A 19,004-nucleotide genomic window follows, 5' to 3' on the forward strand; every position below is an offset into this window, starting at 1 on the left:
CGGGTCCGGGCGGGCCGGGGCGGGACGGGTCCGGGCGGGCCGGGGACGCATACGCTGGACCGATCATGAGCGAGCGAGCCCGATTCCGATTCCTCTTGCGAGCCCGGCCCGGATCTCCGTCCCGATCCGCGCCGCTCGCTCCGGACGTCTCCCCCGCCCCGCGGACTCCGCGCGCACGGGGGCAGTTCGCGGTGGCGCTGCGTACGCCCGCGCGGGCCGCCGAGCCGCTGCTCGCGCAGGCGCCCGAGGCCTGGCAGCGGATGCTGCCGTACGCCGTGACCGCCGTGTGCGTGATGACGCTGCTGCCGGTGACCATCGCGGTGCTGACCAACGACTACCAGGCGGGCGGCGGCTGGGCCGGTGCGCTGGGCGTGGCCCAGACCCTGCCGCTGCTGCTCGCCGTGACCCGGCCGCTGCCCGCGTGGGGCATGGTGCTGCTCGCGGACACGATCGGGGCGATCGTGCTGACCCAGGCCGACCGGGTGGCCGGGCACGCCTGGCCCTGGACCCCGATGGTGATCATCGGCTACCTGGTGCTGATGGCCTGTCTGGGGCTGCGCGAGTCCATCCGGACCCTGGTCGGCGTGTGGCTCGTGACCGGGGTGACCGGCGCGGTGCTGAGCGCCTTCCCGCCGGACGGGGTGACCAACACGGTCGCCCTGCTGTTCGTACTGGCCGGGGTGGTGCTCGCACTGACGGGTGCGCTGCGCGGGCTCGGTGACGCGCGCCAGAAGATCGCCGAGCAGGAGGGCATCAGCGAGGCCGAACGGGCCCGGCGCACCTTGCTGGAGGAACGGGCCCGGATCGCGCGGGAGTTGCACGACGTGGTGGCCCACCACATGTCGGTCATCACCGTGCAGGCGGATTCGGCGCCGTACCGGCTGCCCGGCATGGCGGAGCCGGTGCGCGAGGAGTTCGCGGCGATCGCGTCGAGCGCGCGCGAATCGCTGGGCGAGATGCGGCGGCTGCTGACGGTGCTGCGCGGGGACGAGGCGAACGGCGCCGACCGGACCCCGCAGCCGGGGCTCGGCAGGTTGCAGCAGCTGGTGGAGGCGACCGTACGGGCCGGGCTGCCGGTGGAGTTGGCACTGGCCGCGGGCGCGGCCGGGGCGGCGCCGCCGGCCGTGGACCTGTCGGCGTACCGGATCGTCCAGGAGGCGCTGGCCAACGTCGTGCGGCACGCGCCGGGGGCTTCGACACGGGTCTCGGTGACCTTCGACGAGGAGGAGATCCTCGTGCTGGTGGTCAACGGCCCCGCGCGGGACGCGGTGGTGGAGGTGGAGACCTCGGGCACCGGGCACGGGCTGGTGGGGATGCGGGAGCGCGTACGGTTGACGGGCGGGACGCTGGACACCGGTCCACTGCCCGACGGCGGCTTCCGGGTCGCCGCCCGCATGCCCATCAACAGCGCTCCCGAGGAACCAAGTTGACCATCCGCGTGATCATCGTCGACGACCAGGCCATGGTGCGGGCGGGTTTCGCCGCGCTGTTGTCGGCGCAGGCCGACATCGACGTGGTGGGTGAGGCGCCCGACGGACGCCAGGGGATCCAGGTCTCCCGCACCGTCCATCCCGACGTGGTGCTGATGGACGTCCGGATGCCGGAGATGGACGGGCTCAGCGCCGCCCGCGAGCTCCTCGATCCCCCGCCGGGGGTGGTGCACCGGCCGAAGGTGCTGATGCTGACCACCTTCGACATCGACGACTACGTGTACGAGGCCCTGCGCGCCGGGGCCTCCGGCTTCCTGCTGAAGGACGCCCCGCCGGCGGACCTGATCGCGGCGGTACGGGTGGTCGCCTCGGGCGAGGCGCTGCTGGCCCCGTCGGTGACCCGGCGGCTGATCGCGGACTTCGTCGAGCGGCGGCCCGCGCCCCGCCGGAACCCGGCGCTTCGGCTGAACGGGCTGACCCCGCGGGAGACCGAGGTGCTGGAACTGATCGCGCGCGGGCTGTCGAACCAGGAGATCGCGGGCAACCTGGTGGTCGCCGAGCAGACGGTCAAGACCCACATCGGGCGGGTGCTGGGCAAGCTGGACCTGCGGGACCGGGCCCAGGCCGTGATCTTCGCGTACGAGGCGGGGCTGGTGCGGCCGGGCGACGGCGGCTGATCCCCGCCGCTGATCCCCGCCGCTGATCCACGTCCCACCCGTCGGTCTCCTCCACCCCCTACCCGGGTATGACATCCGACTTGGCTCCACGGTGCGACGCCCTCTTCGCCACCTCCTTCTTACCTTCCTCCTCGTCACGAGGAGAGGAGAAGGGGCATGCGCCGCTTCACAAGGACACTGGCCGCGGCCGCGCTGGCGGGGGCCGTCGTCGCGGGGACCGCGGGGTGGGCCGCCGCGGGAACGCAGTCCGCGGTCACCGGGCCGCCGCCGGGCACCGCCGCCTGGCGGGCCGACGCGGTGTCCGGGCGGCTGCTGCCGGACCCGGCCCGGGCGACGCCGTCCGAGGTCGCCCGGTTCTTCGCCGGGCTGGACGGGTCCCGGGCACGGGACCTCGTACGGGCCCACCCGCTGGTGGTGGGCAATCTGGACGGGGCTCCGCTCCCGCTCCGGTACGAGGCCAACCGGCTGGCCGTGCTGGCGACCGGCGAGCCCCGCTTCGCCTCGCTGGCCGCGCCCGGCCGGCAGCTCCTGGCCTTCGACCCGCGCGGGCGCGGCACCGTCGCCGAGGTGTTCGGGGACCTGGGGCGGGCCCCGCACGTGTCGGTGATCGTGCCGGGCTCCGACAACGACGCCAGCACCTACGACCGCCCGCGGGCCGCGCACACCGGCCCGGGGGGCATGGCCCGCGCCCTGCGGTCCGCGACCGGGGAGACGGCCGCCGTCATCGCGTGGACCGGCTACACCACGCCCGTCGGGGTGGGGCCGGACACGGCCCGCGGGCGGCTCGCGGAGGCGGGCGCGGTCCGGCTCGCCCGGTTCGCCGAGGGGCTCGACGCGGTCGGCGCACCCGCCCCGGTGCTGTTCTGCCACAGCTACGGCTCGGTGGTCTGCGGGCTGGCGGCCCGGCACACGGACGCCACCGACGTCGTCGCCTTCGGCTCCCCCGGGATGCGGGCCGACAGCGTCGAGGGCCTGCGCACCGGCGCCCGCGTATGGGCGGCGCGCGGACCCTCCGACTGGATCGCCGACGTGCCCAACGTGGAGTTCGCCGGGCTCGGCCACGGCGCCGATCCCACCTCGGCCGCCTTCGGCGCCCGCCGGATCGACGCCGTCGACGTGGTGGGCCACACCGGCTACTTCACCCCCGGCACCCGGTCCCTGAACGCCTTCGCCGCGATCGCGACAGGAGCGGCCCGATGAGTACGGACCCGACGAGCACGGTGGGGAGGAGGCCGGCGAGCGCGCCGTCCGTCCTCACCCGGGCACGGGCGGCCGCCGGCCGGATCGACGCGAAGACCCCCGCCCACCGGGACCGGGCGATCGACGGGCTGCGGGCGCTGGCCCTGCTGGCCGTTCCGACCGGGCACTGGCTGCTCGGCGGGTTCACCCTCGACTCCGACGGGGCCCTGCACAACGCCAGCCCGCTCTCCGCCTTCGGCGGCCTGGCCCCGGCCAGTTGGGTGCTGCAGATGCTCGGGGTCTTCTTCCTGGTGGGCGGCTACGCCTCGGCGCTCTCCTTCCGGCGGCACACCGGCTCGGCCGGCGCCTGGCTGAAGGGCCGGATCGTCCGGCTGGGCCGGCCGGTGCTCGGGGTCACGGCGGTGTGGGCGCTGGCCGCGCCCGTGCTGTACGCGGCCGGGGTTCCCGAGGCCACGCTGCGCACCGGGGCGAAGCTGGTGATCCAGCCGCTGTGGTTCGTCGGGGTGTACGTGGTGGTCACCGCGCTGACCCCGTACTGCGTGCGCGCCGCGCACCGGCTCGGCGGCTGGGCGGCGGCCCCGCTGCTCGCCTCGGTCGCGGTGGTGGACTTCCTGCGCTACGGGCCCTTCGCGGACGCGGTGCCGGGGTGGGTGGCGCTGGTGAACGTCCTGCCGGGCTGGCTGTTCGCGTACCAGCTCGGCGTGGACTGGCGCGAGGGCCGGATCGGTCGGCGCGGGGGGTGGCTGCTGCTGGCGGGCGGGGCCGCGCTGTTCGCGGCGCTGCTGGTGGCCTTCCACTACCCGGCGTCGATGGTGGGCGTGCCGGGCGAGGCCCGCACCAACTCGCATCCGCCGTCGCTGCTGGTACTGGCCCTGGCCGCGGCCCAGTCGGGGGCGGCGATCCTGCTTCGTGACCGGCTGGCGCGGCTGCTGGCCCGGCCGCTGCTGTGGGCGCCGGTGGTCGTGATCAACCTGTGCGCGATGACGATCCTGTGCTGGCACCAGACGGCGATGCTGGCGGCCGCGGTACCGGGTTCGTTCGCGGGCGCGCTGGCCGGGCTGACGACGGCTCCGGACAGTGTCGGATGGATCGTGGCGCGGATGGCGTGGATGCCGGTCTTCGCGGCGCTGCTGGTGGGAATCGCCCGGTACGCGCGCCGGTTCGAGCAGCCCTGGACGCGGGCCACGGCGGTGCGCCGGACCGCGGCGGGCCTGCTGGCGGCCGGGTTCGCGGTGTTCGCGCTGGGGCTGGCGTAGGGCGCCGGCCGGAGCACGCGTACGAAACGAGAGCGCCGCTCCCCTCGGGGAGCGGCGCTCTCGTGCGGTGTCGCGTGGGCGTGCACGGTCCCTCGGCAGACCTCAGCACACCTCGGTGGGCCTTCGGCGAGCCGAACCGTCAGGCGATGGAGGCGGCCACGATCGCGGCGACCGCGAGGTTGCAGGAGGCCGTCACCCACACGGCGGGGTGCGGCTGGGGGTCGACCACGATGGCGCCGAGCTTGCCCGGGGTCACCAGGTCCAGCACCAGGAAGGCCACGGCCATCAGGACCAGCCCGAGGATGCCGAACGCCGCCGTGGAGAGCAGGCCCTTGCCGAAGTCCTCGTACGTGGTCCAGATCGAGGTGAAGACGATGCCGCCGATGCCGAGCAGCGCCGAGGAGAGCATCACGGAGGCGTTCCGGTTGCGCTCTTCCCAGATCTGCTTCGGCAGCTTGCCGGGGGTCAGCACGTCCACCAGGACGATGCCGAGGATGAGCAGCACCAGGCCGACGCCGCCGAATGCGGTGGTGCGGCCAAGTCCGTTGATGATGTCGCTCATTGGGAAGCCGTCTCCGGGGTGGGGTAGGAAGTACGTCGCGTGCCTGTCGTCGCGGTGGCCGAATCTATCGCACGGCATCGCACCCGACCATGGGGAGGTCAGGAAATGGCGGAGCTCAGAGCGGCGCGGCCCGAGGAGGCCGGAGCGCTGACGGGGCTGGTGATGCGCTCCAAAGCGCACTGGGGGTACGGGGCGGAGTTCCTGGCCGCGTGCGCGCCGGCGTTGCGGATCGGGGCCGGGGACGCGGTCCGGCGGCGGATCGTGGTCGCCGAGGCCGGGGCTGCCGGGCCCGCGGCCGGGGCTACCGGGGCCCGGTCCGGCGAAGGCCCGGCCGCAGTGCTCGGGCTCGCTTCCCTGGACGGGGAGCCGCCGCTCGGGCGGCTGGGGCTGCTCTTCGTCGAACCGGCCGCCATCGGCGCGGGCGTGGGGCGCCTGCTGTACCGGGACGTGCTGCGGCGCGCCGCCGGGCTCGGCTTCCGCCGGCTGCTGATCGACGCCGATCCGCACGCCGCCGGGTTCTACCGGGCGCTGGGCGCGGTGGCCCCGGGTCCGGTCCCGGACGCTCCCGGCGCGCTGGTGCGGTTCGAGGTGGCGCCCGTGCCCCTGGCCGGCTGGGCCCGGGCCTGGACGGGCGGCCGGGCGGCCGTGCACGTGGGCAATGTCGCCGAGTACAACGCCCAGTTCGCGGACGCCTCCCTGGACCGGGAGCAGCGGGCCGCCCACCACTACGCCTGTCTGGCCGCCTTCTACAGCCCCCGCCCCGCCGCGCTGGTGCTGCCGCGCCCGGTGCCGCCGGGCTGGATCTCCCTGCTCGGGCGCCAACTGGACTGGCCCGCCGGGGTGGAGGTCTACGACGGCCTAGCGGAGCGCGATCCGGTCCTGTCGGACGCCGTACGGGCCCGGCCGGCGCTGGCCGCACGGCTGACCGGGACCGGGACCGGGGTCGGGATCGGGATCGGCGCCCAGGCCGGCACCGGCACCGGCACCGAGCCGGAGGCCGACGCCGACGCCGATCCCGGGGCGCCCCTCGTCCCGTGGGGTCTGACCGCCCCCTTCGCCCGGTTGGCGCGGCGCCCCTGGCGGCCGGACGAGCTCCGGTACGAGTCGAAGTCCGCGGCGCACGGGCTGTTCGGCCGGATCCTCGCGGAGGGCCGGCACCCCGCGATCGTGCTGCCCGCGCAGTGGCGGGCGCGGACCCGGCGGTCGGCGGCCCGGCTGCTGGCGTCCCGGACCAGGGCGGGCGAGAGCACCGTTCTCAAATCGGAGCACGGTGTCGGGGGCTCGGGCACCACGGTGCTGACCCCCGAGCGGGTCCGCGCGGCGGGCGGCGCCCGGGCGGTGGTGCGGGCGCTGCCGCGCGGCCCGCTGCTGGTGGAGGAGTACGTACGCGGTCCGGCGGATCCGGCCGAGCCGCAGGACCTCACGTACGACGGGTTCGTGGACCCGCGGGGCCGGGTGCACGAGGTCGGCGGTGCGGTGATGGACGTGGCGGACGGCGGGTACCGCGGGGCGACGGTGGGTCCGGGGGTGGTCCCCGGGTGGGCGGAGGAACCCCTGCTGGCCTTCGGCCGGGCGGTGGGCCGGGAGCTGTCGGCCGCGGGTTACCGGGGCTGGTTCGACGTGGACTTCGTCGCCGACGGTGCGGGACGGCTCGCCCCGACCGAGACGAACCTGCGACTGACCGGGCCGTCCGTCGCCTTCGTGGTGGCGGCCCGGCTCGACGAACTGCGGGGCGCGGGACACTTCGTACGGATCGCCGACCGGGTGGAGCTGGGTGCCCGGCTGCCGGAGGCGGCCTTCGACGAACTGTGCGAGCGGCTGGCCCGCCGGTGCGCCGGGATCGGCGCGGTGTTCCTCCCCTCCATCCCCACCGGCGCCTTCGAACCGGCGCCCTGGATGGGCGCCCTGGTGGCCGCGACCGGCAGGGAGCTGCTGGACGCGGCCGAGCGGCTGGTGCGGGCGGAGGCGCTGTCCGCCGGGGCGATGTTCGAGCAGCCGGGCGGGCCTCAGCCGGCCGCTTCCCGAGCCGGTGCGGAGGCGGATGCCGCTGCTGGGGCCGCTGCCCGGTCCGCGCCCGGGTCCTCGTCGAAGGCACTGAGCGGCGGGCGGGAGGCGTAGACCGCCACGATCCCGGCGGCGATCATCAAGGGGATGTTGAAGGCGTAGACGAGGGCCGCCTGTTGGGGCCAGTCCTGCTTGGCCGCGAGCCGGTAGAAGTTGTCCTGCGGCCACCAGGCCACCAGCAGGTAGACGATGGCCAGGTGGGCCGCCGCGGTGATGCCGGGGCTCCGGCGTCCGTGGCGGTGCATCCGGGAGCGGCCGACGAACAGGAACAGCACCCCGGCCGCGAACGCCCAGCACTCGAAGAGGTAGAGGAGGAAGAAGAGCGTCGCGTACGGGTTCGGGACGCCGGAGAGGTCCGTGGACCCGGGCCAGAAGACCGAGGTCAGGATCATGAGCACGCCGGCCACCATGGCCAGCCCGATCGCGCCGAAGAAGGCGAGCCCGGCCCAACCGGCGACATTGGGCTCCGAGGACCCCCTCGCGTACGCGGCCCCGTACTTGCTCCCGCCGCCGGTCCCGCCGCCGGTCCCGCCGCCCGCGGCCCGTCCCGGCGGCATCGGGAGCGCGGTCCGCTGCTCGCGGCCGGCCTTGTCCCGGGGGATCCTGGCCAGCCGGAACACCGCGCTCGGCATCATGGCCCCCGGGAGCCTGCCCGCCAGGTGGCGGCGGAGCTCCCCTCCGTCGGGGAGGTCGGAGCCCGGGGGCCAGGTGTCGTCCTCCGCGGCCGGGGCGAGGAAGGCGACGAGCCTGGGCCGCGCGTTCACCCCCCTGCCGGCGCCCTTGACCTCGGCCAGGAGTACGCCTCCCACCGCCTCGTGGCTGCGGATCGCCGACTCGACGGGATGCGGGTCGAAGACCTGGCCGTCCACGGTGAGCCGGTCGCGGATCCGGCCGCGGAACTCCAGGAGCCCGTCGGGGCGCAGCACCCCGAGGTCACCGGTCGGTACCGGTTCGCCGCCGCCGGGCACGGTGAGGTGGATCTCCCCGTCGCGCACGTCCAGTGCGCAGCCGGGGAAGGCGGTTCCGATCAGCGAGATCTGCTCGGCGCCGTCCAAGGGGCCCGCGAGCTGGGGGAGTTCGAACCGGGCGCCGATGCCCGCCGCTTCGGTGGGCCCGTAGACGTTGAGCAGCCGGGCACCGGGCCGCAGCCGGGCGAGCAGGGCGGCCTGCTCGTCGAGGTAGAGGCGGTCACCGGTGACCGTGACCATGCGCAGGGACCGCAGCCCCTCGTCGGGGCGGCGCAGGGTCCGCGACAGGGACGCCTCCCGGTCGCGCACGAGGAGCTGGGTGGCGGTGCCCGGGTCGGTGTGCAGGACGGTGACCCGCTCGGCGTCGACGGCGCGGCGCAGCGACTCGGGGGTCCAGCGGGCGCCGTCGGGCAGGACGAGGGCGCCGCCCTCGCACAGGGCGCGCGTCCATCCGGCGGCGAAGCCGGTGAGGTCGGGGGCGGCGGTGATCAGGTGCCGGTCCTCGGGCACCGGTCCCACCACCCGGGCCCACCCCTCGTGGGCCGCGAGGAGCCGGTCGTGGGAGAGGGGGACGGCCCGCCGGTCGGCACCCCCGGTGAACAGGACGGCGGCCGTGTCCCCGTACGGAGCGCGGTCCGGCGTATCGGTGGACAGCCCGCCCGTGGCGATCGCCTGTTGCCCGCCGAGGCTGATCACCCGCAGGTCGCCGCCGTCGTCGAGGCGGGCCCGCTCCGCGGCGGCGGCGAGCAGCGCGAAGGGCCGGGCGGCGGCGAGCTGGCGCTGCCCCGTGCGCGGGTTCTCGACGTCGAGGAGGGTGTAGGCGGCGCCGGCCTTGAGGATGCCGAGGAGGGCGACGACGAGCTCGGCCGGCGCGGCGGAGCCCACGGCGACGACGGCGCGCTCGGGAAGGCCGGAATCGAGCAGGTGATGGGCCAACTGGTTGGCGCGTGCGTCCAGTTGCCTGTAGGTGAGGCTGCCGGTGCCCGCGGCGAGGGCCTGGGCTCCCGGGGTGTCGCGGACCCAGCGTTCGAAGCGGGAGAGAATGGTGTCGTCGGCGCGCCGGCTGCAGTGCGTGAAGGACTCTGATCCCTGCGTCATGGACCGATTCTGACACCGGGCACCGACAGCCACGAGGGTCCGAAAGTACCTCGCACGAGCGGCCGTTCATTCACAATGGTCCTGCGCCGACAACCGGCCGACGCCGGTGGACGGGCGTTCGAGTAGCTGGAGGCGGCATGGCTCAGGAATTCCAGGTGACGTACGACTGCGCCGATCCGGGCGCGCAGGCGGTGTTCTGGGCGCAGGTACTGGGCTACCGCGTCCAGCTGCCGCAGGAGGGCTCCGCCGACTGGGCGGCCATCTCGGATCCGGACGGCAAGGGGCCGCGGCTCTACTTCCAGAAGGTCCCGGAGGCGAACACGGCGGCGAAGAACCGCCTGCACCTGGACGTGCGTTCGGCGCCCGGACTGCACGGAGACGAGCGGATGGCCGCGCTGGAGGTGGCGGCCGCCAAGCTGGAGGCGCTGGGTGCGAAGCGGCTGTACCGCCTGGAGTCCGATGAGGAGAACGAAGGGATCATCGTGATGGCCGATCCCGAGGAGAACATCTTCTGCCTCGACTGACCTGTCGAACAGGGTTCCTGGTCACCCCGGGCCATCTGCCCCTTGACCTCAAGTTTGGTCGAGGTCCTACCGTTCGACTCATGGATATGGAAGTCACCGCCTGGACCTCGCTCCACAGCGCGATCAACGCCCAGCAGGACCGGCGCCCGCTCTCGCGCGCCGGGCTGCGCCGGATCGCCGCCTTCGCCCGCCCGCACCGGCGCGGGCTCACGTTCTTCCTCCTCCTCAGTGTGGTGACCGCGCTGCTCGCGGTGGCCACCCCGGTCCTCGCGAGCCGCGTGGTCACGACGATCGTCGAGGACCGCGAAGGCGGTACGGTCACCCGCCTCGCCCTCCTGATCGCGGTGATCGCGGTCGCGGAGGCGGGGCTGGGACTGGTCCTGCGCCGGCTCTCGTCCACCCTCGGCGAGGGGCTGATCCTGGATCTGCGCACGGCGGTCTTCGACCACGTGCAGCGGATGCCGGTGGCGTTCTTCACCCGGACCCGTACCGGGGCCCTGGTCAGCCGGCTCAACAACGATGTGATCGGCGCGCAGCGGGCCTTCAGCAACACCCTGTCGGGGGTGGTGTCCAATACCGTGACGCTGCTGCTGACCCTGACCGTGATGCTGGGCATCTCCTGGCAGATCACGCTGCTGGCCCTCGTGCTCCTGCCGGTGTTCGTGCTGCCGGCCCGCCGGATGGGGGTGCGGATGGCGGCCTTGCAGCGGGAGGCTTCGGCGCTCAACGCGTCGATGGGCACGCAGATGACCGAGCGCTTCTCGGCACCGGGCGCCACCCTCGTCAAGCTGTTCGGACGGCCCGACGAGGAGTCGGCGGAGTTCGCGGCGCGCGCCGCCCGGGTGCGTGACATCGGGATCCGTACGGCGATGGCCCAGTCGGCCTTCATCACCGCCCTCACGCTGGTCTCCGCGCTGGCCCTGGCCCTCGTGTACGGGCTCGGCGGCCACTACGCGCTCGCCGGCACGCTGGACGCGGGCTCCGTGGTCGCCCTCGCCCTCCTCCTGACCCGGCTGTACGCGCCGCTGACCGCGCTCGCCGGGGCGCGGGTCGAGGTGATGAGCGCGATGGTCAGTTTCGAGCGGGTCTTCGAGATCCTCGACCTGAAGCCGCTGATCGCCGAGAAGCCGGACGCCCGCCGGGTGCCGGAGGGGCCGGTGGCGGTGGAGTTCGACAAGGTCTCCTTCGGCTACCCCTCCCCCGACAAGGTGTCCCTCGCCTCCCTGGAGGAGGTCGCGACCCTCGACGCGCGCGGCGGCACCGAGGTGCTGCACGAGGTGTCCTTCCGTGCCGAGCCCGGGCAGATGATCGCCCTGGTCGGTTCCTCGGGCGCCGGGAAGTCGACCATCGCGCAGTTGCTGCCCCGGCTGTACGACACGGACACGGGTGCGGTCCGCCTCGGCGGCGTCGACGTACGGGACCTCACCGCGGACTCGATCCGCGAGACGCTGGGCATGGTCACGCAGGACGGCCACCTCTTCCACGAGTCGGTACGGGCCAACCTGCTGCTGGCCCGCCCGGAGGCGGGGGAGGACGAGATCTGGGAGGCCCTGCGCCGCTCCCGGCTCGACGGACTCGTGGCCTCGCTCCCGGACGGGCTGGACACGGTCGTCGGCGAGCGCGGCTACCGGCTCTCGGGCGGGGAGCGCCAGCGGCTGACCATCGCCCGGCTGCTGCTGGCCGGCCAGCGGGTGGTGATCCTGGACGAGGCCACGGCCCACCTGGACTCCACCTCGGAGGCGGCCGTCCAGGAGGCCCTGGCCGAGGCCCTGGCGGGCCGGACCGCCGTGGTGATCGCGCACCGGCTGTCGACGGTGCAGGCGGCCGACCTGATCCTGGTGGTGGAGGACGGCCGGATCGTGGAACGCGGAACCCACGCCGAGCTGCTGGCCGTGGGCGGACGGTACGAGGAGCTGTACCGGACCCAGTTCGCGGCGGCCGGCCCGGACGGGGACACGACGGCCGGGGATGCCGTTCCGGGCGGCGCGGCGGCGCTCTCCGGCGGATGATGGCCAACGGGGCGGCCGGCACCGGCCCCCCGGAACCGCTGGACACCGGAGTCAGGAGCAGCCGATGGACATCAAACTGGAACTGGTCGCCGTACCGGTCACGGACGTCGACCGGGCCAAGGCCTTCTACGAACGCCTCGGTTTCCACGCCGACCACGACATCACGGTCAGCGAGGAGATCCGCTTCGTCCAGCTGACCCCGCCGGGCTCCGCCTGTTCGATCGCCATCGGCAAGGGCCTGACCCGGATGACCCCGGGTTCGCTGGACAACATGCAGGTCGTGGTCGCGGACATCGAGGAGGCCTTCGCCGATCTCAAGGGCCGGGGCGTCGAGGTGACGGAGATCGAGGACATGCCCTGGGGCTCATTCGTCTACTTCTCCGACCCTGACGGAAACGGCTGGGCCGTCCAGCAGACCACCCCGCGCACGGCCTCGGCGGGCTCGGCGGGCTCGGCGGGCTAGCCCGGCGCGGCCTCTCGGCGACTCCCCCGGTGAGCACGTGGAGCCCCGAATGGCGGGATCGGGTCCCGCACCGGTGGAGACTGGCCCCGGGGCACATCTGAGGGACCGTCGGAGAGGGAGTAACGCCATGAGCACCGTCGCGCTGCTGGGGACCGGAATCATGGGGACGGGAATGGCCAGGAACCTGCTGCGGTCCGGGCAGGAGGTCCGGGTCTGGAACCGGACCCGGGAGAAGGCGGCCGCGCTGGCGGCCGACGGTGCGGTGGTCGCCGACAGCCCGGCCGAGGCGGTGGCCGGTGCGGACGTGGTGATCACCATGCTGGCCGACGGTGCGGCGGTGGCCCGGGCCATGGCCGCCGCCGTGGACGGACTGAGTGCCGGGCAGGTGTGGGCGCAGATGGGCACGGTGGGCCTTGCCTCCCTCGAAGAACTGGCCGCCCTCGCGGCGGAACACGGGCTGGTCTTCGTGGACGCCCCGGTGCAGGGCACCCGGCAGCCCGCCGAGGACGGCACGCTGGTGGTGCTGGTCGGCGGCCCGGCCGACCCCCGGCTGGACCCGGTCTTCGCCGCCGTCGGGAGCAGCGTGCTGCGGGTCGGGGAGGAGCCGGGGGCCGCGACGCGGCTGAAGCTGGCCACCGTCGGGTACGCGATCACGGTGACGGCCGCGGTCGGCGAGGCCCTGGCGCTGGCCGAGGGGCTGGGGGTCGACCCGGACCTGTTCGCGCGGGTCGTGACCGGCGGGCCGATGGACAGCCCGTACCTCCAGACCAAGATGCGGGCCGTACTGGACCGGGACTTCACGCCGAGCTTCACGGTGCGCGGCGCCGAGAAGGACACCGGTCTGATCGCCGAGGCGGCGGAGTCGGCCGGGGTGTCGGTGGACCTGGCCGTCGCCGCCCGGGCCCGTTTCCACCGCGCCGACGCGCTGGGCCACGGCGACGAGGACATGGCCGCCGGCTACTTCGCGGGCTTTCCCGACCAGCCCTGAGGGACGGCCGGGCGGGACCCCGGCCCGGTGAGCGGGCCTCAGCCCTCGTACGGGTGGCGGCGGGTGCGCAGGGTGTGGCCGTGCCGCACGCCCTCGCGGAAGGCCGCCTCGTACGCCTGGTCGCCGAGGGCGCCGCGCGCCGTACGCTCGAACTCCTCCCGTACGGAGGCGAGTTCGGGCGTGCCGCGCTGCGGGCAGCAGCGCCACCCCGAGGGCCCACAGGGCGCGCACCCGGATCCGCGGGGGCACCGCCTCGGGCCGGGCGGCGGCCAGCGCCCGCTCCAGGTAGCCGCGGGCGGCGTGCGGGTGGCCGCAGCAGGCCCAGTTGCCCGGAGCTCCCCGCCGTCCGGGCGGCCCCGCGAAGCCCTGGGGATCCGCGGTTCCGGGAAGGCCGGGCGTTCCCTGCGTGCCTGCCGGCCCGGCCGGACCGGCGGGCGCGCAGGGAACGCCCGGGGGCCCGGCCGGACCGGCGGGCGCCCGGGAACGCCCGGGTGCGCGGCTGCCGGGCGGCCCGCTCGCCCTATCGCCCGGCCGAGTGTGTTTGAGTGGTGCCAGGTCCCACGGGGCGAGGCGGACGAGGACAGCGGAACGAGGTGCACGATGGCGCGCGTCATGGTGGTGATGGGCGTGGCCGGGACGGGAAAGACGACCGTGGTCCGGCTGCTCGCCGACGCGCTGGCCCTCCCGTACGCGGAGGGCGACGACTTCCACCCGGCGGCCAACGTCGCCAAGATGTCCGCCGGCATCCCCCTGGACGACCCGGACCGGCTGCCCTGGCTGGACACGATCGCCGACTGGATGCGCCACCGGGCCGGTACCGGCGGCGGGGTCGTCGCCGCCTCCTCCCTCAAGCGGGCCTACCGCGACCGGCTGCGGGCCGGCGCACCGGACGCCGTCTTCGTCCACCTCACCGGCGACCGGCCGCTGATCGAGGAGCGGATGGCCGCCCGTAAGGGGCATTTCATGCCCACCACGCTGCTCGACTCGCAGTTCGCCGCGCTGGAGCCGCTCCAGCCGGACGAACTCGGCGTCCTCGTCGACGTGTCCGGAGCCCCGGAGGAGATCACCGCACGCGCCCTGTCCGCCCTGCGCCGCCTCCAGGCACCGGTCGCGCAACCGCCCGGGCACACGGTCGGAGGACCATGAGCTCGACGCCCTCGTCCACGCAGGAACGCGGGACGACAGACGCCTGTCGGGCGTCCTGAGATGTGCTGCTGGAGGATCGGATCACCGGTCCCTCCAGCCGTGGGCCGATGATCGGGTTCCCACGCGGCCCGCTCCCCCGCCCGGTTCCGGTCAGCCGGTCCGTCGGTGTCTGCCGCGGGTCTTCTCGCGGGAGGCGGGGCAGGCGAGTTGGGCTGCCGCCAGGTCGAAGCCGCCTGCCGCGGTGGCGCAGCGGTCGGCCAGGGACGTGACCTCGGCGCGGAAGGCGTCGGCCCCCGGTCCCTGCCAGCTCAGGTCTCCGGCGGCGCGGCGGAGCCGTTCGGCGTGCGAACGCAGGGCGGCCGAGTGGGCGCGCAGGCCCTCGGCGGGGGCGGCCCCTTCCCGGGGCGCGGGTCCGGCGGTGTCCGTCACGGGGTCCGCCCCGGGACGAAGACGTCGGGGTGGCCGGGCAGCCGCACGAGGTGGCTTCCGGTGACCCGCCCCCCGAAGGCGGCGAGGGCCGCCGCCGGACCCGGCTCGGGGCCGGAGCCCACCCAGGTGACCCTGTAGGCGGAGGTGAACTCCCGGCTCGCGGCCAGCCGTCCGGCCGTACGCGCGCCCGGACCGTGGCCGAGCAGGGCGAGTTCGGTCCCGGAGGGCACGAGGCGGCGTACGGTCGCTGCGACGTCCCGGACGTGCGCGGCCGGCTCCTCGTACGGGACGTCGGCCCGGCCGGACTGCGTTGGTGGTCCCGCGAGTTGGAGAACGCACCGCTCGGTCCCGTCCGGGCCGGCTACCTGCTGGAGCAGGACCGCCCCAGGGGCTCCGGCGATCCGGTCGGCATTGCCCCGGTATCCGGCCGGGGTCCCGGTGGTGTCCAGTTCGGCGAGGAGGCCGTTCCCCGGCTCGGAGCAGGCGGGTCCCCGGTCGAAGAAGGCCCGCAGGGCGGCGCCGATCCCGAGGAGCGGCTCGGCGGTCACGGCCCTGCCCGTGGCGACCTGCCAGCCGGCGTGGTCGTTGAACGGATTGTCGTCGGTCAGCGCGTTCCAGGCCAGGAGGTCGGCGAAGGAGGGGTTCAGCAGGGCGAAGGCGAGCCCCTCGCCGCGTCGGCGCACGAGGTCGCGGAACGCCCGGACGGCGTCCGCCTGCCGGTCCTCCTCCACCGCGAGGAACACCTCGGCGGCGGCCGGGTCCGCCGACCTCGCCGGGTTACGGGTGCTCTCGACCCGGATCCGGCCCTTGAGGCCGCACACCGCGAGGCTGACGGCGAGGCTCTCCCGGCCGGTGACGACCCCGGCCAGCCACCCGGCTCGCGCCACGCCCCGGCCCCTGGCCGCCCAGCCGAGTCCGTCCGGGTCGGTGAGGGCGCGCAGCAGCGTGCGCCAGGCCGCTCTGCGGCGGCTGCCGAGGCCGAGCGCGGCGACCGGCAGCCGGCCGCCGAGGGCCAGCCGGGATGCGTAGCGGGCGGCTTCGCCGACGGCGTCGGCCGCCTCGGCCAGTTCCCGGCACAGGGCGCCCAGTTGGTCGGCGTCCGGGTCGGTGGGTGCGGAGGTCGCGGAGGTCCCGGGGGTCGCGGCGTCGGACATGGATTCCTCGTCGGGTCGGATGAACGGCTGGCTGGACAGGTGGAGACGGACGGGGCGGGGGCGGCGAACGGCAGGCTGCCGGGCAGGGCGGGTGGGCCGGATGCCGTGGCGCCGCCGGGTGCCGGGGTGCGGGGGCGGCCGGTGGCGGTGTCAGCGGCGGGTCAGGCGCAGCCGGATGCCCTGCGGGTCCAGGGCCCCGGGGAGCGGGCCGAGGGGGTCGAGCAGGGGCCGACCGGCCCGGACCCGGTGGCCGCGCAGCACTTCCGCGCAGAGCGCCGCCGTGACCAGCAGCCCCAACTGCTCGCCGGGGCACCGGCCGCCGGCATGGCTGAACGGGGCCATGCGTACGTCCCGGTCCGCTTCGCGGGAAGCCCACCGGCCCGGTACGAAGACGTGCGCGGCGGGCACGTGCTCGGGGTCGCGCTGGTGGAACAGCACGGGCAGCACCACACAGGTGCCGGCGGGATGCCGCACGCCCCGCCATTCGGTCTCGGCCCGGGTGATCCGTATCAGGTCGGGCACGGCCGGATACAGCCGCAGCGATTCCCGGACGCAGGCCCGCAGCCGGGGCAGCGCGCCCTGGGCGGAGCCCTGCGCCCATCCGGCGGCCCGGGCCTCGGCGGCGACGGCGTCCTGTTCGGCCGGGTGTGCGCCGAGGAGCAGCAGGGTGCGCAACAGGACACCTGGCACGAGGTCGAAGGCCGCCAGCCACTGGCGGACCTGCCCGACCGGATCCGGCCCGGCCCGGTCAGGCGCGGCACGGTCAGGCGCGGCACGGCCCAGTTCCGCATGGCCTGGTCCCGCATGGTCCGGGCTGCCGAGGGGGTCCGCGTGGCGGCGGGCCCGCCCGATGAGGGTGTGCGGCTCCGCGAGGTCGGCGTACGCGGCGATCCGCGCGTCGGCTCCGGCGTGGAATCGTCCGAGCAGGCGGCCGAGTTCCGCGTCCTCGGCGGCCGCGTCGCCGAGGACGATGCGGCGGGCGGCGCGGGCCACGGAGTGCCGGACGCGGGCGAGTTCGAGGGAGCCGCCCGCCGTCAGGCGCCGGGCCTCATCGGTGAGGGCCGAGAGGAACGCCCCGCACGAGGGATGCACGGTCAGCCCCGCGGCGAGCACGGAGTCGTCGACCGCCCGCCGCCCGGTGCGGAGCCCTGCGTGGGCGCAGCCGTCCGCAGCTCCGGCGGGCCGGCCCGGGGAGCCGACGGGTTCGGCGTAGAACTGCTCGATGTCCTGCGGATCGAGGATGAGCAGGAAGGTTCCGGTCAGCCCCCGTACGAGCACGGGCGCCCCGCCGTGCCGGTCGCGCAGGGCCCGCAGGGTGGCGGCGGACCAGCGGGGCCGGCCGGGCCCCGCGTGCCCGCGCACCGCGGGGGGCCGGGCGCTCACGAAGCCCCGCACCAGGGCGGGGAGGGTGTGTGCAACGGCGATCCGGGCGCGCTCGCCGCGCCCCGCTCGGGCCGTCATGCGCGGGCCTCCGCGGCCGGGGCCGGCGGCGTGCACGCACCGCGGGCGGTCTCGTGGGCCGTACGCATCCGTGTACCTCCGCGCAGCCTGGACTCGACGGTCGGTGATCTCGCGCTCACCGTACGTCGACCGTCCCGGGTCCGCGCTCCGAGGACCACGAGGGGGGTACGGGTGGGCCACATGCGGGCTATGGGCGGGACGGCGCTCCCGATTCGGGCTCGCGTCCGGGATCGGGCCCCGGCTCGGGTCCGGGACCGAGGTCGAGATCGACGAGCAGCGCGGCGACCTCCGGACCGGCGGCGAGGTAGTCCGTGAAGGTCACGTTGTGCAGGGCCCAGGGGGACCGCCCGCGGCGGACCAGGCCGATGGCGGCGGCCGGCGGGAGGCCGCCGTCGACGAGGCACTGGGCGACGACGAGACCGGAGCGGTTGTAACCGGAATGGCAGCGCACCAGGATCCGCCGTCCGGAGTCGAGGGCCGCGCGGGCGGCGGCGGCGAGCCGGAGGACGGTACGCAGCTGCGCGCCCGTGAGCGGGCGTCCGGCAGGTGGCCGATCAGGTGTTCCACGCGCGGGTCGGGGCCGTGCCCCGGGCGGGTGAAGAGGCTGATCACGAGGTCGAACTCGGCTCCGACGACGACCGGCCGCAGCTCCCCGGCCGGATCCGTCCAGTAGTGGCCGCCCATCCAGAGGCCGGGGGTGATCTCGTCCCAGGGACTCTGCGGACCGGGCACGTCACGGTCCTTCTGTCGGGTCTTCGTCATCGACTCCGAAGATACGACAGCCGCGCGCTGCGGGGGAGTTCAGCCGAAGACCGCCGCACGGAAGGCGGTACGGAGCGGCGCAGACGGGGTGGTCGGGAGGAGCACCGCCCAGCGCTGCCCGCGCGGGAAGATCCACAGGGCCGGGCCTTCGCCGTGGAACCAGCATCCGTGCGCGGCGGGATGCCAGAGGAGGCCCCGCGCGGGCAGGAGCTCGCCGGTGCGGATGCGGAGCGACTGCGCGGTCCAGGCCCGGCTGACGGGGCCGCCCGCGGCAGGGGCGAGCAGGTGGCTCAGGAACCGGCCGAGGTCGGCGGCGGGCGCACGCAGGGTCCCGTCGCGGCGAAGCCCGTCCGGGTCATGCCCAGCGGCCCCCAGATCCGCTCGGAGGCGACCCCCGCGAGGGGGCTGCCGCACAGCCGCTCGGCGAGCCCGGAGAGCTCGGGCGACACCCCGGAGCCGTGGGTGAGCAGATGGTGCGCGGTGGTTCCGGCGGGCAGGCCTTCGCCCGCTCCGTAGGCGGCGAGCGGGGTGTGCAGGGCCAGCTCCCCCGCGTCCACGAGCATCCCGATGACGGGCCAGACGGCCAACACACCCACCAACCCGCCGACATCGGGGACAAGCCCCCACTCCCCGGCCCCGACCAAACCGCCGGCCCCGGCCCCGGCCCCGGCTTTGGCCCCGGCCCCGGCTTTGGCTCCGGCTCCGGCTCCGGTTCCAGCCCCGGCTTTGGCTCCGGCCCCAGCCCCCGCCCCGGCTCCGCCTCTGACTCTGACTCCAGCCCCGGCCTCAGCTCCGGCCTCGGCCTCGCTTGCG

General features: G+C 75.3%; 16 protein-coding genes and 1 pseudogene. 10 read left to right on the forward strand and 7 right to left on the reverse strand.

What is annotated here, in order from left to right; genetic code table 11:
• Nucleotides 1-65: 65 nt before the first annotated feature.
• The 4 genes from AC6CKD_RS06625 (at nucleotide 66) to AC6CKD_RS06640 (ending at nucleotide 4,563) form a co-directional block, all read left to right on the forward strand.
• Nucleotides 66-1,430, forward strand: coding sequence for a sensor histidine kinase (locus AC6CKD_RS06625; RefSeq protein ID WP_498325790.1), 1,365 nt, complete (start codon nucleotides 66-68; stop codon nucleotides 1,428-1,430).
• On the forward strand, nucleotides 1,427-2,107 hold the full coding sequence (locus AC6CKD_RS06630; protein ID WP_498325792.1) for a response regulator: 681 nt from the start codon (nucleotides 1,427-1,429) through the stop codon (nucleotides 2,105-2,107). Before AC6CKD_RS06625 ends, AC6CKD_RS06630 begins: the two co-directional genes overlap by 4 nt.
• 156 nt (nucleotides 2,108-2,263) lie before the next feature.
• Nucleotides 2,264-3,307, forward strand: a complete 1,044-nt coding sequence (locus tag AC6CKD_RS06635; RefSeq protein ID WP_498325793.1) for an alpha/beta hydrolase — start codon at nucleotides 2,264-2,266, stop codon at nucleotides 3,305-3,307.
• Nucleotides 3,304-4,563, forward strand: a complete 1,260-nt coding sequence (locus AC6CKD_RS06640; RefSeq protein WP_498325794.1) for an acyltransferase family protein — start codon at nucleotides 3,304-3,306, stop codon at nucleotides 4,561-4,563. The genes AC6CKD_RS06635 and AC6CKD_RS06640 overlap by 4 nt, the downstream gene beginning before the upstream one ends.
• A 139-nt stretch (nucleotides 4,564-4,702) precedes the next feature.
• Here the strand turns inward: AC6CKD_RS06640 and AC6CKD_RS06645 are convergent, their stop codons facing one another.
• The gene (locus AC6CKD_RS06645; protein WP_498325795.1) at nucleotides 4,703-5,125 is read right to left on the reverse strand and encodes a DUF350 domain-containing protein; all 423 of its coding nucleotides are present in this window, start codon (nucleotides 5,123-5,125) and stop codon (nucleotides 4,703-4,705) included.
• Nucleotides 5,126-5,230: 105 nt separating this feature from the next.
• On the opposite strand from AC6CKD_RS06645, the gene AC6CKD_RS06650 reads away from it, so the two are divergent.
• Nucleotides 5,231-7,243 carry a GNAT family N-acetyltransferase gene (locus tag AC6CKD_RS06650; protein WP_498325797.1) on the forward strand — a complete coding sequence of 671 codons (2,013 nt, stop codon included), beginning with the start codon at nucleotides 5,231-5,233 and terminating at the stop codon, nucleotides 7,241-7,243.
• Here the strand turns inward: AC6CKD_RS06650 and AC6CKD_RS06655 are convergent.
• Complete coding sequence (locus AC6CKD_RS06655) at nucleotides 7,132-9,255, reverse strand: AMP-binding protein (protein WP_498325798.1); 2,124 nt, start codon at nucleotides 9,253-9,255, stop codon at nucleotides 7,132-7,134. The genes AC6CKD_RS06650 and AC6CKD_RS06655 overlap by 112 nt on opposite strands.
• Before the next feature lie 137 nt (nucleotides 9,256-9,392).
• Here AC6CKD_RS06655 and AC6CKD_RS06660 point away from each other — a divergent pair, with 137 nt between their 5' ends.
• From AC6CKD_RS06660 to AC6CKD_RS06680, 5 genes are all read left to right on the forward strand, one after another.
• On the forward strand, nucleotides 9,393-9,779 hold the full coding sequence (locus AC6CKD_RS06660; protein WP_498325800.1) for a VOC family protein: 387 nt from the start codon (nucleotides 9,393-9,395) through the stop codon (nucleotides 9,777-9,779).
• An 80-nt stretch (nucleotides 9,780-9,859) separates the two neighbouring features.
• On the forward strand, nucleotides 9,860-11,788 hold the full coding sequence (locus tag AC6CKD_RS06665) for an ABC transporter ATP-binding protein (RefSeq protein ID WP_498325801.1): 1,929 nt from the start codon (nucleotides 9,860-9,862) through the stop codon (nucleotides 11,786-11,788).
• A gap of 64 nt (nucleotides 11,789-11,852) precedes the next feature.
• Nucleotides 11,853-12,251: a VOC family protein gene (locus AC6CKD_RS06670; protein WP_498325803.1), complete on the forward strand. Its 399-nt coding sequence runs from the start codon at nucleotides 11,853-11,855 to the stop codon at nucleotides 12,249-12,251.
• Between the two features lie 127 nt (nucleotides 12,252-12,378).
• Nucleotides 12,379-13,239: an NAD(P)-dependent oxidoreductase gene (locus tag AC6CKD_RS06675; RefSeq protein ID WP_498325804.1), complete on the forward strand. Its 861-nt coding sequence runs from the start codon at nucleotides 12,379-12,381 to the stop codon at nucleotides 13,237-13,239.
• 600 nt (nucleotides 13,240-13,839) lie between these two features.
• Complete coding sequence (locus AC6CKD_RS06680; RefSeq protein ID WP_498325805.1) at nucleotides 13,840-14,385, forward strand: gluconokinase; 546 nt, start codon at nucleotides 13,840-13,842, stop codon at nucleotides 14,383-14,385.
• A gap of 150 nt (nucleotides 14,386-14,535) precedes the next feature.
• Here the strand turns inward: AC6CKD_RS06680 and AC6CKD_RS06685 are convergent, their stop codons facing one another.
• From AC6CKD_RS06685 to AC6CKD_RS06705, 5 genes and pseudogenes are all read right to left on the reverse strand, one after another.
• On the reverse strand, nucleotides 14,536-14,814 hold the full coding sequence (locus AC6CKD_RS06685) for a hypothetical protein (protein WP_498325806.1): 279 nt from the start codon (nucleotides 14,812-14,814) through the stop codon (nucleotides 14,536-14,538).
• The gene (locus AC6CKD_RS06690) at nucleotides 14,811-15,968 is read right to left on the reverse strand and encodes a hypothetical protein (protein ID WP_498325807.1); all 1,158 of its coding nucleotides are present in this window, start codon (nucleotides 15,966-15,968) and stop codon (nucleotides 14,811-14,813) included. Before AC6CKD_RS06690 ends, AC6CKD_RS06685 begins: the two co-directional genes overlap by 4 nt.
• 150 nt (nucleotides 15,969-16,118) lie before the next feature.
• On the reverse strand, nucleotides 16,119-17,429 hold the full coding sequence (locus tag AC6CKD_RS06695; protein ID WP_498325809.1) for a cytochrome P450: 1,311 nt from the start codon (nucleotides 17,427-17,429) through the stop codon (nucleotides 16,119-16,121).
• Nucleotides 17,430-17,616: 187 nt separating this feature from the next.
• Nucleotides 17,617-18,191, reverse strand: a pseudogene (locus AC6CKD_RS06700) (protein phosphatase).
• Between the two features lie 290 nt (nucleotides 18,192-18,481).
• Nucleotides 18,482-18,778 carry a hypothetical protein gene (locus AC6CKD_RS06705; RefSeq protein WP_498325811.1) on the reverse strand — a complete coding sequence of 99 codons (297 nt, stop codon included), beginning with the start codon at nucleotides 18,776-18,778 and terminating at the stop codon, nucleotides 18,482-18,484.
• Nucleotides 18,779-19,004 lie beyond the last annotated feature (226 nt).

Source organism: Streptomyces sp. GQ60 (assembly GCF_059758875.1).

Excerpts from the sequence above, each read along its gene's own strand:
- AC6CKD_RS06635 (WP_498325793.1), top strand. The coding sequence starts at position 2,264 with ATGCGCCGCTTCACAAGGACACTGGCCGCGGCCGCGCTGGCGGGGGCC.
- AC6CKD_RS06680 (WP_498325805.1), top strand. The coding sequence starts at position 13,840 with ATGGCGCGCGTCATGGTGGTGATGGGCGTGGCCGGGACGGGAAAGACG.
- AC6CKD_RS06650 (WP_498325797.1), top strand. The coding sequence starts at position 5,231 with ATGGCGGAGCTCAGAGCGGCGCGGCCCGAGGAGGCCGGAGCGCTGACG.
- AC6CKD_RS06645 (WP_498325795.1), bottom strand. The coding sequence starts at position 5,125 with ATGAGCGACATCATCAACGGACTTGGCCGCACCACCGCATTCGGCGGC.
- AC6CKD_RS06655 (WP_498325798.1), bottom strand. The coding sequence starts at position 9,255 with ATGACGCAGGGATCAGAGTCCTTCACGCACTGCAGCCGGCGCGCCGAC.
- AC6CKD_RS06690 (WP_498325807.1), bottom strand. The coding sequence starts at position 15,968 with ATGTCCGACGCCGCGACCCCCGGGACCTCCGCGACCTCCGCACCCACC.
- AC6CKD_RS06675 (WP_498325804.1), top strand. The coding sequence starts at position 12,379 with ATGAGCACCGTCGCGCTGCTGGGGACCGGAATCATGGGGACGGGAATG.
- AC6CKD_RS06640 (WP_498325794.1), top strand. The coding sequence starts at position 3,304 with ATGAGTACGGACCCGACGAGCACGGTGGGGAGGAGGCCGGCGAGCGCG.
- AC6CKD_RS06660 (WP_498325800.1), top strand. The coding sequence starts at position 9,393 with ATGGCTCAGGAATTCCAGGTGACGTACGACTGCGCCGATCCGGGCGCG.
- AC6CKD_RS06695 (WP_498325809.1), bottom strand. The coding sequence starts at position 17,429 with ATGACGGCCCGAGCGGGGCGCGGCGAGCGCGCCCGGATCGCCGTTGCA.
- AC6CKD_RS06665 (WP_498325801.1), top strand. The coding sequence starts at position 9,860 with ATGGATATGGAAGTCACCGCCTGGACCTCGCTCCACAGCGCGATCAAC.
- AC6CKD_RS06670 (WP_498325803.1), top strand. The coding sequence starts at position 11,853 with ATGGACATCAAACTGGAACTGGTCGCCGTACCGGTCACGGACGTCGAC.
- AC6CKD_RS06625 (WP_498325790.1), top strand. The coding sequence starts at position 66 with ATGAGCGAGCGAGCCCGATTCCGATTCCTCTTGCGAGCCCGGCCCGGA.